Below are 12,946 nucleotides of genomic sequence, written 5' to 3'. Positions count from 1 at the left end.
TTGGCGGCGCAGCCCCGCCAATTTTGGAAAAAGGGCGGCGCCGATCCGCTAGAATGGCGTATTCCTTTTTTACCGAAGCATCATGACTCAAGACGAACTGAAACAAGCCGTAGCGCGCGCCGCCATCGATTACGTGGTCGAGGGTGAAATCATCGGTGTGGGCACCGGCTCGACCGCCAACTTCTTCATTGACGAACTGGCCAAGATCAAGGACCGCATCAAGGGCACCGTCGCGTCGTCCGAAGCCACGGCTAGCCGCCTGCGCGGCCACGGCATTCCCGTGTTCGACCTGAACGACGTCGAGTCGATGGCCGTCTACATCGACGGCGCCGACGAAATCAACGCGCAGGGCGCGATGATCAAGGGCGGCGGTGCAGCGCTCACGCGCGAGAAAATCGTCGCGTCGGTGGCAAAGAAATTCGTCTGCATCGCCGACGGCTCCAAGCTGGTCGAGACGCTGGGTGCATTCGCGCTGCCGGTCGAAGTGATCCCGATGGCGCGCGCTTCGGTGATGCGCCAGCTGGCGGCGCTGGGCGGCCAGCCAAAGTTGCGCCTCAAGGCTGGTACCGATCAGCCGTTCATCACCGACAACGGCGGTGAGCTGATCGACGTGGCAGGCCTCAAGATCACCGATCCGGTGGCGCTGGAAGAAAACATCAACCAGATCGTCGGCGTGATCGCCGTTGGCCTGTTCGCCAAAGCCGGCGCCGATGTCTGCCTGCTTGGCACGGCGGACGGCGTCAAGATCCTTTCGCTGTAACCAGAAACCCGACCATGAATCGTGCGCTGCTGCTGTCCGTTTCTTCGCTCGCTGCCTTGCTGGCAGGTTGTTCTGTCTTTGGCAGTTCGATTGACCTGTCCGAGCCTGCCGTTGTGGCGCCGGCGGCGTCGACCGACGTGACGGCGATCCAGCGCACGCCGTTCAAGGTCGGGGAGTCGTCGCACACGGTCGAAAAGCTGGCCAAGGCGCAGGCCTGCACCAGCACGCAGGGCGCGGGCCTGGTGACCGAGCCGGGGCCGATCGAGGTCTACCGGATGCAGTGCCAGAATGGCCAGGTGTTCATGGCGCGCTGCGAGCTGCGCCAGTGCAAAAAGATGTAATGATTTGATTGAACCCGCAGCCATAAAACGTCATTCCCGCGAAGGAGGGAATCCAGGTTTTCCAGCATACCGACTTCGTTGATCGAAGTGGCAGGCATCTGACCTGGATTCCCGCCTGCGCGGGAATGACGGTTTTTAGTGCAGTGGTTGAATGCGGGCGTGTGCTATTTGGCTTACACCGGTGGCGGCACGTAGCCCATTGCCTGGTCGGCGCCTTCGCCGAAGAAGTGCTTCTCCAGCTGCGTCGCCAGGTATTTGCGCGCGCGGTCGTCGGCCAGGTTCAGGCGGTTTTCGTTGATCAGCATGGTCTGGTGCTTGAGCCATGCCTGCCAGGCTTCTTTCGACACCTGCAGGTACAGCTTCTTGCCCATCTCGCCAGGGACCGGTGGGTAATCCAGGCCTTCGGCTTCCTTGTTCAGTTTGATGCAGTGGACGGTGCGGGCCATCGAGTACTCCTGTTATTCGTTCGGTGATTCGTTCATGTAAGACGCGTATTATAAAGTCTTGATCAAGACCTGTGAGCGGCGCTGCCAGTTGTACATGTGCTGCCGGTCTTTCGGCAGGTCGTCCACCGTGGCCGGCACGAAGCCGCGCTTCTTGAACCAGTGCGACGTGCGCGTGGTCAGCACGAACAGCTTGGTCAGGCCGGCCGCGCGGGCGCGGTTTTCCATGTGCTTGAGGATGCGCTCACCGTCGCCCTGCGTCTGCGCATCCTGGCTCACGGTCAGGCAGGCCATCTCGCCCATCTTCGATTCGGGGAACGGATACAGCGCGGCGCAGCCGAAGATCACGCCATCGTGGTCGATCACCGAGAACTGGTCGATCTCGCGTTCGATCAGCTCGCGGCCGCGATAGACCAGCGTGCCGTCGGCTTCGAGTGGCTCGATGAGCTTGATAATTCCGCCAACGTCCTCAATTGTGGCCTGACGCAGGCTTTCGAGGTTCTCGTGGCTGATCATGGTGCCCACGCCATCGTGCGTGAAGACCTCGAGCAGCGCCGAGCCGTCCATCTCGAACGGAATGATATGGGCGCGATCGACGCCGGCATTGCAGGCCTTGATCGCGTGCTCCATGTAGAACGCGGCCGAGTCGGACAAAAAGCCCGCCTGCAGCACGGCTTCGGCCATGTGCGACGACAGCTCGCGGATCTCGGTGCCGGCGGCGTCGACGATCATCGGCGTTTCGGTAATGAAGATCAGCTTGTCGGCGTGCAGCGCGATGGCGGCCGATGCGGCGACGTCTTCCAGTGTCAGGTTGAAGATTTCGCCGGTGGGCGAGAAACCCAGCGGCGAGAGCAGCACCAGGTTGTCTTCGGTCTGCAGGATCGGGTGAATTTTCTCGGCGGCGATCTTGCGCGTGACGCCCGTGAGTTCGAAGTCGACGCCGTCGATCACGCCAAGCGGGCGGGCGACGACGAAGTTGCCCGAGACGATGCTGATCTGGGCGTTGGACATCGGCGTGTTGGGCAGGCCCTGGCTGAAGGCGGCTTCGATATCGAGACGCAGTTCGCCGGCGGCTTCTTTCGCGCATTCGAGGGCGGCGGTGTCGGTGACGCGCACGCCGTTGTGAAAGCGCCCCTCGACGTTACGCAGATCGAGCTGTTCGGCCACCTGTGGACGCGAGCCGTGCACCAGCACGATCCGGATGCCCAGGCCAACCAGTAGTGACAAGTCCTGCGCCAGTACCGGTAGTGCGCCGGCAGCAACGAGCTCGCCGGGGAAGGCGACCACGAAGGTCTTGCCGCCGAATGCGTGAATGTACGGCGCGACCGAGCGCAGCCACTGGACGAATTGGGTAGGAGTTTCCATTTGCCGCATTATAATTCGCTGCGCGATGTGCGCACCAAAACCTTGTAAAAATCAATGTCTGAACAGAGTAACAAGCCTTCGCAACGACCGGCGCGCGCCGTAGACGCCACCTCCAACGCTACTTCGGCCCCTGCATCTGCCCAACCACGTCCACGCCGCGCGCGTGGCGAGGGGCAGCCACGCCAGCAGCGGCCGCACCGCGAGGAGGTGCCGCGCGAGCGCAACCCGCTGCCGCCGATTACCTTCCCCGAAGACTTGCCGGTCTCGGGCCGGCGCGCCGAAATCGCCAAGGCGATCCAGGAAAACCAGGTGGTCATCGTCTCGGGTGAAACCGGTTCGGGCAAGACAACCCAGCTGCCGAAGATCTGCCTGGAGCTGGGCCGCGGCAGTAAGGGCCTGATCGGCCACACGCAGCCGCGCCGGATCGCCGCGTCGTCCACCGCCAAGCGCATCGCGCAGGAACTGGGCACGCCGCTGGGCGAGCACGTGGGCTTCAAGGTGCGCTTCAACGACACGCTGCAAAAGGGCGCGTCGATCAAGCTGATGACCGACGGTATCCTGCTGGCCGAAACGCAGACCGATCCGCTGCTGCGCAACTACGACACGATCATCATCGACGAGGCGCACGAGCGCAGCCTGAACATCGACTTTTTGCTCGGCTATCTGAAGCAGCTGATGCCGCGCCGGCCTGACCTGAAGATCATCATCACGTCGGCGACGATCGACGCCGAGCGCTTTGCGCGCCACTTCGGCAAGGGCGATGGGGCGGACCTGAAACCGGCGCCGGTGATCGAGGTGTCGGGCCGTCTGTATGCGGTTGAAGTGCGTTATCGCGCGGTCGATCGCGATCCGGTCGCGGGTGTCAATACGCCCAAGCCTGCACAGGCCTCAGATGCTGCACCGAACCTCGCGCCGAGAGCGCAAGCCGCGCGCGACAAGCGCGACCTGATGGACGCTGTCGTCGACGGCGTCGATGAAGTGTGCCGCCTGGGGCAGGGCGACGTGCTCGTGTTCTTGCCGGGCGAGCGCGAGATCCGTGATTGCGCCGACGCGCTGCGCAAGCACCATCCGCCGCATGTCGAGATCCTGCCGCTGTTCGCGCGCCTGTCGGTCGAAGAGCAGGATCGCGTGTTCCGCACGACGAATGCGCGCCGCATCGTGTTGTCGACCAACGTGGCCGAAACGTCGCTGACGGTGCCGGGCATCCGCTATGTGGTCGACACGGGCCTGGCGCGTGTAAAGCGCTACAGCTTCAGGAACAAGGTCGAGCAGCTGCAGGTCGAGCCGATCGCGCAGTCGGCTGCCAATCAGCGCGCCGGTCGCTGCGGCCGCGTGGCCGATGGCGTCTGCATCCGCCTGTTCGAAGAAGACGATTTCCTCAAGCGTCCCAAATTTACCGAGCCCGAAATCCTGCGCTCGTCGCTGGCCGCCGTCATCCTGCGCATGAAGGCGCTGCGCCTGACGGACGTGGAGACGTTCCCGTTCATCGAGGCGCCGCAAGGCCGTGCAATCGCCGACGGCTACCAGCTGCTGCAAGAAGTTGGCGCGGTCGACGACACCAATGAACTCACGCCCTTGGGCCGCAAGCTGGCCAAGCTGCCGCTCGACCCGCGCGTGGGCCGCATGATCCTCGCGGCGCTCGACAACGGCTGCCTGACCGAGATGCTGATCGTGGCCTCGGCCCTGTCGACGCAAGACCCTCGCGACCGTCCCATCGAATACCAGCAGCAGGCCGACGAGAAACACAAGAAATTCGCCGACGAGCGCTCGGAGTTCCTCAGCTACCTGAAGATCTGGGCCTGGTTCGAAGACGCGATCGAACACAAGAAAACCAATCGCCAGTTGCAGGAAAACTGCCGCGCCAACTTCCTGTCGCAGGTGCGCCTGCGCGAGTGGCGCGATGTGCACTCGCAGTTGCTGACCATCGTGCGCGAGCAGGGCTGGCGCCTGAACGAGTCGCCGGCGACCTACGAGCAGCTGCATATCTCGCTGCTCACCGGCTTGCTGGGCAATATCGGCTTCAAGGCCGAGGACGAGCAGGCCGGCATCTACCTGGGCGCGCGCGGCATCAAGTTTCACATCTGGCCCGGCTCGACGCTGGGCAAGAAGGCAGGGCGCTGGATCATGGCGGCCGAACTGGTCGAAACCACGCGCCTGTATGCGCGCACGATCGCGCAGATCCAGCCGGAGTGGGTCGAGAAGGTCGGCGCGCACCTGCTGAAAAAATCCTGGGGCGAGCCGCGCTGGGAGAAAAAGCAGGCGCAGGTCACGGCGCTCGAACGCGCGACGCTGCACGGCATCGTCATCTACGGCGCGCGCCGCATCAACTACGGCCAGCGCAATCCAACCGAAGCGCGCGAGATCTTCATCCGCGACGCGCTGGTCGCGGGCGACTATGAAACGCGCCTGCCGTTCTACATCCACAACCACAAGCTGGTGAAGGACATCGAGAACCTCGAGCACAAGTCGCGCCGCCAGGACGTGCTGGTGGACGACCAGCTGATCGCGGCCTTCTACGACAGCGAGATCCCGCGCGACATCGTCAATGGCGCCGGCTTCGAGAAGTGGTACAAGGACGTCGCGCGCGAGAACCCAAAGCTGCTGTACCTGAACCGCGAAGAACTGATGCGGCACGAGGCGGCCGGCATCACCACCGAGCTGTTCCCGAAGACGATGACCGTCACCGGCATCGAGATGGGGCTGTCGTACCACTTCGAGCCGGGCAGCGTGCGCGATGGCGTCACGCTGGCCGTGCCGCTGTTCGCACTGAACCAGATTCCGCAGGAGCGCGCGGCGTGGCTGGTGCCGGGCATGATCAAGGAAAAGGTGCACCTGCTGCTCAAGTCGTTGCCGCAAAAGCTGCGCCGCCATTGTGTGCCGCTGCCGGACTACGCGGCGAAGTTCGTCGAGCGTATCCACGCGGCCGGCACGTTCGGCCGTGGCGACCTGATCGACGTGCTGATCGCCGATGTGCGCGCGCAGACCGGCACGCTGGTACTGACGGCCGACTTCAAGATCGAGACGCTGCCAGCGCACATGTTCATGAACTTCAAGGTGATCGACGAGCACAGTCGCCAGCTGGACATGGGCCGCAATCTGGCCACGCTCCAGGCGGAGTTGGGCGGGCAGGCGCGCGAGAGCTTCCAGAAGATGGCCGAGTCGGCGCCGGCGTCGAGCAGCTCGCTCGCGCGGCTGGCGCGGCCTGGCGCAGTCGGTTCCGGTGCAGCTGCAGCTGCAGCTGCACCCGCTGCAGCGCCAACGGCCAAGGGCAAGGGCGTCCAGCCGGCCGCGCCGGCGGTGGCCTCGGCCAAAGGGGCATCGACCAGCAGCCAGCACACGGGCCTGACCGCGTGGACGTTTGGCGACTTGCCGGAGCTTCTGGAGATCAACCAGGGCAAGCTGACGCTGATCGGCTTCCCGGCGCTGGTCGACAAGATCACGCACTGCGATCTGGAAGTCTTCGACGACCCGAACGTGGCGGCGCGCACGCACCGCGTGGGCCTGCGTCGCCTGTTCGCGCTGCAGTTCAAGGAACAGCTCAAGTTCGCCGAGAAGAACATCCCCGGCCTGCAGGGCATGGGCATGCAGTTCATGAGCCTGGGTTCGCAGGAAGACCTGCGCGACCAGATTGTGGCCAAGGCGATCGACATCGCCTGCCTGCAGGATCCGCTGCCGCTCAATGCGGCGCAGTTCAACGCGCGCCGTGACCAGGGCAAGGGCCGCATTGGCCTGTTGATCAACGAAGTGGCGCGCCTGGCGGGCCAGGTGCTGGCTGAATTCCACGGCATGCCCAAGCGCGTGCAAACGCTGCCGCAGGCGGTGTCGGCGGACATCATGGGGCAGTTGCAGGCGCTCGTGCACAAGCGCTTCATCGCGGACAACGAGTACAGCCAGCTGGCGCACTTCCCGCGCTACCTGAAGGGGATCAATGTGCGGCTGGAGAAGCTGCGCGGTAATCCGACGCGCGATGCGCAGCTGATGGCGGAGTGGCAGTCGGCGGCGGCGCAGTTCCAGCGCACGCTCAAGAATATGGGCTCGAAGAACAACGATCCGCGCATGATCGAGTTCCGCTGGATGCTGGAAGAACTGCGGGTGTCGCTGTTCGCGCAGGAGCTGAGAACGCCGATGCCGGTGTCGGCCAAGCGCTTGCAGAAGGTGTGGGAGTCGATGCAGCGGTAATGACGGTGCATGGCTGACAGCTTGGTTGACAGCTTGGTTGTCAGCCTGGCGCAGCCATGCAGCGTCGTCGTTCAGTTACCCGATATTGCTGCCCCGGATCCGGCTCAGATCATCGTCGTCGCCCAGGTTGCCGGCGCGTGGATCTAGACTCGCGCCCGAGCCCTGATTGAGCGAGGAGTCGCTCATGCTGCTGCCCGATCCGGCCACGCTGGCCGAACCCGCCGAGCCTGCGCCCATGCTCGAACCCATGCTCGAGCCCATTGCGCCGCCAGCGTAGGTGCTGCTGCCGGTGGCCGCGCCGCCCATGCCAGCCGTCGGGACACCAGATCCCATGGTTGGTGCGCCCGAACGCTGTGGGTCGGTGCCATAGAAATCGTGGACGTCGCCGGCCCAGATCGAGTCAGCCATGTCGGGCCACGCGTCCTTGTCGAAACCGGGCGCGGATTTCAGGCGGTCTTTCTCGACGCCCAGCACGAAACGCTTGTTGACCGTGTCCAGGTGCAGCGCCTGCCATGGCACGGCGAACAGTTTCTCGCCCATGCCCAAAAAGCCGCCGAAAGCCAGCACGGCGTAAGCAACCTGACCGGTCTGCATGTCGAGCATGATTTCCTTGATCTCACCAAGGTCTTCTTCGTTGGCATTGACAACATTTTCGCCAATCAAGGTGTCAGCCCCCATCAGCGATGGTCCCGGACCTGCGATGGAGCTGTCCTTGTACATGCCATATTTGTCGCGATCTGCGTAGCCCATATGTTCCTCCATGTAACGTTGTGAACAGTGCCCGCGGCCAACCCGATCTGGACCAGCCGTCGCCCTGTCACGCCATGGTAGGACGCTATTGGATTGGGGCGCGCGCGCCAGCGCTTCGGGCCGGGTACATTCTCTGGCGACGGCAAAATGCAACAAACAATACTAATGCATTACAGAAATACTATTTTTACCGGTTTGCCCTGGAATGATCGGCTACATTGATGGATCGACAGGAATACGTTAATGGCAATTCTCATCCCATCACTCAGCGCCAGCACGGCGCGCATGACCTCTGGTGAACGGCGCTTCGCTGTGCGCCTCGAAGACAAACTCGAAGATGACTACCTGTGCTGGTATGACGTGAGCATCGGCGCGCGCAACCAGCATCCCGACTTCATCGTGTTTCATCCCGCACGCGGCTTGCTGGTGCTGGAAGTGAAGGACTGGCGCCTCGGCACCCTGGTCAGTATCGACAAGCAGCACGCCGTGATCGTCACCGATGCCGGTACCAAGCAGGTCTTGAATCCGTTGGAGCAGGCGCGCCAGTATCTGTATGCGGTCACCAACAAGCTGGAGGGCGATCCGATGCTGATCTGGCCATCGGGCAGCTTGAAAGGGAAATTTTTCTTCCCCTATGGTTGTGGTGTGGTCCTGAGCAATATCACGCGCAAGCAATTTGACGATGGGGCGTTGGGCGAGGTTCTTCCGGCGCACCTCGTTATTTGCCAGGACGAGATGACGGAGAGTGTGGATGACGAAGCGTTTCAGGCACGGTTATGGGGAATGTTCCCCATCAAGTTCAAGATGAAGCTGTCGTTGCCGCAAATTGACCGTGTGCGCTGGCATATGTTTCCTGAGGTGCGTATTGGCGTTCAGGCAGATCTGTGCGAAGAACATGGCCAGATCAGTACGGAAATCCCGGACCTCATCCGTGTCATGGACCTGCAGCAAGAGCAACTGGCGCGCAGCCTGGGTGAAGGACATCGCGTGATTCACGGCGTGGCGGGTTCCGGCAAAACGCTGATCCTGGGTTATCGCGCCGAGCACCTCGCAAAGCTGAGCCAGCGGCCGATTGCGATCCTTTGCTATAACAAGACGCTGGCGGCCAAGCTGGCCGCCATGATCGAGCAAAAGGGGTTGGGCGATAAAATCGTGGCCATCAATTTCCACGCGTGGTGCATGCGCCAGCTTGACACCTATCACGTCGACAAGCCCGCCAAATCAGCCGATCTGGATGCTTATTTCGAGGCGTGCATCGATAGCGTGATCCGGGGCGTGGACAGCGATCTGATTCCCCGGGGGCAGTACGACGCCGTACTGATCGACGAGGGGCATGACTTCAAGCCAGCGTGGTTCAAACTGATCGTTCAAATGGTCAATCCTGAAACCAAATCGCTGCTGGTCTTGTATGACGATGCACAGTCGATTTATCACACGGCAAAGAAGCTGAAATTCTCGTTCTCGAGTGTCGGCGTGCAGGCAGCAGGGCGCACCACCATCCTGAAACTCAATTATCGGAACACCGCCGAAATCCTGGCGGTGGCGCGCGCCTTTGCCGCCGAGCTGCTCACCGCGCACAATACCGAGGATGATGAAGCGCCCACGGTCCAGCCGATGAGCACAGGCCGGCATGGCCCGAAGCCGATTCTGGTGCAACTGCCAAGTCTGCAGAAAGAAGCTGAATTCCTGGCCGATAAACTCGTTGCGGCCAGCAAGACTGGCACGCCATGGGGCGAGATGGCGCTGATCTATCGGCGTTATGGCGTCGGTAAAGTGCTGGCCGAGGTGCTGAAACGCCGCGACATTCCGTTCCAGTGGCCGCAGGTAAAAGGCGCGGCATTTTCGCCGGTACACGACAGCGTCAAAGTGATCACCATGCACAGCAGCAAGGGGCTGGAGTTTTCACTGGTGGGCATTCCGGGCCTTGGCGCCGAGTTGAAAGAAGAGGATATCGTCGAAGACGAAGCGCGCCTGCTGTATGTGGCAATGACCCGCGCCACGCATGAGCTGGTGATGACCTGCGATGGCATCACACCTCATACAGACAAGCTCAAACGCGCAATGACTGTGCTGGAAACTATGTGAGTGTTGCGTAATCGCACGGCCATGGAGTGGCCTGATGCCAGCAGGTAAGACTATGCGAACCAGCGTACAGAAGAGCTGGGCGGCAATGGTTAATCTGCAAAGCAATACTTTGGAGAACAATCATGACCGTCACCTCACGCTGCAACAACGCGGGGCCGCTAGGCCGCCGGATCCCGACCCGCCCGTTCGCGGCGCTGCTGGTGCGTCTGCTGCGTCGCCGCTGAGCACGCAGGTTGTCTAGTCCACCCGGGGAGACCGGGCGGACATGCTAGTGGGCGCTTACGGCTGCCCGCCACCACCCGCCACGCCATACACATGGCCGGTGGTGTAGCTCGATTCATCCGACGCCAGCGTGACGTAGGTCGCCGCCAGTTCTGCTGGCTGGCCTGGACGCTTCATCGGCGTGTCTTCCCCGAACTTCGCACGACCCTCCGGTGAATTGCCGCCCGCCAGTTGCAGCGGCGTCCATACCGGGCCCGGTGCCACCGCATTGACCCGAATCCCTTTTGAGGCCATCTGCTTGGCCAGCGACTTGGTGAACGCCACCTCGAACGCCTTGGTCGACGCATAGTCGAGCAGTTTTTCCGGCGGATCGTAGGCCGTTTGCGACGACGTGTTGATGATCACGCTGCCTGGCTTCATGTGCGGAATCGCTGCCTTCGTGATCCAGAACACCGCATACACATTGGTCTTGATCGTCCAGTCGAACTGTTCGCTGGTGATGTCGAGGATCGAATCGTGATTCTGCTGGCGCGCAGCATTGTTGACCAGGATGTCCAGGCCACCAAGTTCGCGCACGGCGGTTTCCACCATCTTCTTGCAGAACGCTTCATCGCGGATATCGCCCGGCACGGCCACTGCCTTGCGGCCGGCGTCACGGATCAATTGCATCACTTCACGTGCATCCGGCTCTTCGGCCGGCAGATAGCCGATCGCCACGTCCGCGCCTTCGCGTGCGTACGCGATGGCGGCAGCGCGACCGATGCCCGAATCACCACCCGTGATCAGCGCCTTGCGGCCGGCCAGGCGGCCACTGCCGCGATAGGTGGTTTCGCCATGGTCAGGGCGCGGTGTCATCTTGCTGGCCAGGGCAGGCCATGGCTGATCCTGATTCGGGAACGGTGGACGCGGATAGCGCTTGGCCGCTTCGCGCGCGGCGCCTGCGGCCGGCTGGTTACCGCCCGCGGCTTGCTGGGCCAGGGCCGGCACGGCGGCGGCCGAGGCGGCAACGCCGGCGGCCACGGTGCCGACGAACCGGCGGCGCGATGGCGCCATGTCTTGCGTGGTCTGGTTCTCGACCTTCTTGTCTTCCGAATGCATGCTTGCTCCTTGAATGTGGTGGCAGGGTGCCGATAGCGGTCACGACGTTGATAAAGATGTTAGTCGTTATCGAAAAGCCATGGTGTTCGGTAGCGGTGGAGCAATGTCTTGGAAGGGGAGTGGAAGGCGCCTGAACGGAGCTGATGTGCATCGCGATGAGGAAGATTGAACCGGAGCGCCAGGCAAGTGTCGAACTCCGACTATGACAAGGGAGGCACCGTGATATCTTTCAGGTTCGTGAAATCAGGCCCGCATCGCGTATTGCTCGATTATCCCCGGCCGGTCAGGGCAATGATGGTCCCGCAGCCGCAGGGGAGCCTTGACCGGCTCGCGGCCCTCATCGCAGACAGCAGGTCGACAGAGCGCTGCTGCCCGCATTGCGCTTGCCGCCAACTGAACCGGCATGGCCAGGCCAATAACCGCCAGCGCTTTCGCTGCCGCCAATGCCTGCGTACGTTCAACGACCTGACCGGTACGCCACTGGCGCGGCTCAGGCTGCGCGAGAAGTGGCTCGATTACATTGTCATGCTGCGCGAAGCCAGATCGGTTCGGGCAGCAGCGGCGCAGGTTGGCGTGCACAGCAATACTGCGCTGCGCTGGCGTCATCGGTTTCTGGATGAGACCGATAAAGAACGGTTGTGGCCTACTTATAAACTTCGCCACACATTTAAAAAGGCCGGCACGAAGTAATGAAGTCCGCCACCACAGCAGTGGCTCAGGTGTACTGCACCGGAGCCACTTGCTGCACCGTTGCCGCTTGTTGCGACATTGCCGTTTCAGCGGCATGCAGATTGATCTCGAATTTGTCGCAGCTTGCAGCAATATGGCTCGTCATGGCATAAATCAGGGTAGCCATGCCGGTCATTTCGAGTCCTTCCTCCACCATGACGAGCACGTTATAGAGCAGACTGTCACCCTGGCTTTCCATGACACTGCCGTTGATCAGTTCCATACCGAGGCAACCGCCGAGGAACAGGCATGCCGCCAGGATCATTCGACGGCGGGTGGCAGCTGGCAAACGCAACATGAATTTAAGGAAGAACAGCGAGGCGGCGAATGCGCCTATCAAGCCAGGCACGACCCAGCTGTAATACATCAGTCCGAGTTGCGCGCCATTTGCCGGATCGGAGCCTCCCAACATCGCACGCATCGGTCCGGTCATTTTTTCATGTACCTGGAAGCATTCGTCGTAGGACAAAAACAGGAAACCGACCGCCAGGACGGTCCAGTAGACGGCATCCCGGTCACCGCGGTTTTTCGCGTCCAGAGCAATCAGGGCAAACAGGGCGGCACTGCATAGTCCGAGGCACACCGAGAAAAACGTTGGAACATTACCTTCGGCATCGACATCAAACAGGGGAACCAGACCATGGGCGACATCGTGTCCGAACCCCAGCCGCAGGACAAGGCCTGCCGCGTGCGCGCATAGCAGACAGATGATGATCGTGCCCAGAAAGTGGACAACCGAGCGGGGACTGCCTGATAAGCGAAAGTCGGGCATGCTGTTTTCTCCAAAATGATCGCCAAGCAATTTCTGTCCGAACGGCAGGAACTGCACACTTTTATGACAGGACGATGACAATACTGTTATGGAGATTACATTAATAATTAGACATCGTAAATAATATATTTTTTGTATTTTTTTAGAGACGATAAGGCACTGTTGGGATAAGCGGCATGACGAGTTGTGAGGGCAATGCGAT

At 61.7% G+C, this 12,946-nt stretch carries 10 protein-coding genes; 5 read left to right on the top strand and 5 right to left on the bottom strand.

The features are described 5' to 3' along the window. The first annotated feature begins 82 nt into the window (after positions 1-82). Entirely contained in the window at positions 83-760 is a 678-nt protein-coding gene (rpiA, locus tag HD842_RS15555) for a ribose-5-phosphate isomerase RpiA (RefSeq protein WP_183555636.1), read from the top strand. A gap of 14 nt (positions 761-774) precedes the next feature. Further along, positions 775-1,101, top strand: a complete 327-nt coding sequence (locus HD842_RS15550) for a hypothetical protein (protein WP_183555635.1) — start codon at positions 775-777, stop codon at positions 1,099-1,101. A gap of 173 nt (positions 1,102-1,274) precedes the next feature. On the opposite strand, the gene HD842_RS15545 is transcribed toward HD842_RS15550, so the two are convergent. Together HD842_RS15545 and argA are read right to left on the bottom strand one after the other, a co-directional pair. After that, positions 1,275-1,547 carry an oxidative damage protection protein gene (locus HD842_RS15545; protein ID WP_183555634.1) on the bottom strand — a complete coding sequence of 91 codons (273 nt, stop codon included), beginning with the start codon at positions 1,545-1,547 and terminating at the stop codon, positions 1,275-1,277. Between the two features lie 48 nt (positions 1,548-1,595). Next, positions 1,596-2,909 (bottom strand): amino-acid N-acetyltransferase, encoded by a 1,314-nt coding sequence (gene argA / locus HD842_RS15540; protein ID WP_183555633.1) that lies wholly within the window; start codon positions 2,907-2,909, stop codon positions 1,596-1,598. 54 nt (positions 2,910-2,963) lie between these two features. Here argA and hrpA point away from each other — a divergent pair, with 54 nt between their 5' ends. Continuing rightward, a complete protein-coding gene (gene hrpA / locus HD842_RS15535; protein WP_183555632.1) occupies positions 2,964-7,088 on the top strand; it encodes an ATP-dependent RNA helicase HrpA in 4,125 nt (1,374 codons plus the stop codon). 75 nt (positions 7,089-7,163) lie between these two features. Here the strand turns inward: hrpA and HD842_RS15530 are convergent, their stop codons facing one another. Further along, complete coding sequence (locus HD842_RS15530) at positions 7,164-7,838, bottom strand: PRC-barrel domain-containing protein (RefSeq protein ID WP_183555631.1); 675 nt, start codon at positions 7,836-7,838, stop codon at positions 7,164-7,166. 243 nt (positions 7,839-8,081) lie between these two features. Between HD842_RS15530 and HD842_RS15525 the strand changes: the two genes are divergently transcribed. Continuing rightward, positions 8,082-9,923 carry a DEAD/DEAH box helicase gene (locus tag HD842_RS15525; protein WP_221290642.1) on the top strand — a complete coding sequence of 614 codons (1,842 nt, stop codon included), beginning with the start codon at positions 8,082-8,084 and terminating at the stop codon, positions 9,921-9,923. Positions 9,924-10,202: 279 nt separating this feature from the next. On the opposite strand, the gene HD842_RS15520 is transcribed toward HD842_RS15525, so the two are convergent. After that, positions 10,203-11,243: an SDR family oxidoreductase gene (locus tag HD842_RS15520; protein WP_183555629.1), complete on the bottom strand. Its 1,041-nt coding sequence runs from the start codon at positions 11,241-11,243 to the stop codon at positions 10,203-10,205. A gap of 186 nt (positions 11,244-11,429) precedes the next feature. Between HD842_RS15520 and HD842_RS15515 the strand changes: the two genes are divergently transcribed. Then, entirely contained in the window at positions 11,430-11,933 is a 504-nt protein-coding gene (locus tag HD842_RS15515; RefSeq protein WP_183555628.1) for an IS1 family transposase, read from the top strand. A 25-nt stretch (positions 11,934-11,958) separates the two neighbouring features. On the opposite strand, the gene HD842_RS15510 is transcribed toward HD842_RS15515, so the two are convergent. Then, positions 11,959-12,744 (bottom strand): hypothetical protein, encoded by a 786-nt coding sequence (locus tag HD842_RS15510; RefSeq protein WP_183555626.1) that lies wholly within the window; start codon positions 12,742-12,744, stop codon positions 11,959-11,961. Positions 12,745-12,946 lie beyond the last annotated feature (202 nt).

The sequence above is a fragment of the Massilia aurea genome (assembly GCF_014200505.1).
GTDB lineage: Bacteria > Pseudomonadota > Gammaproteobacteria > Burkholderiales > Burkholderiaceae_D > Telluria > Telluria aurea_B.
This window is presented reverse-complemented; position numbering and strand designations above follow the sequence as displayed.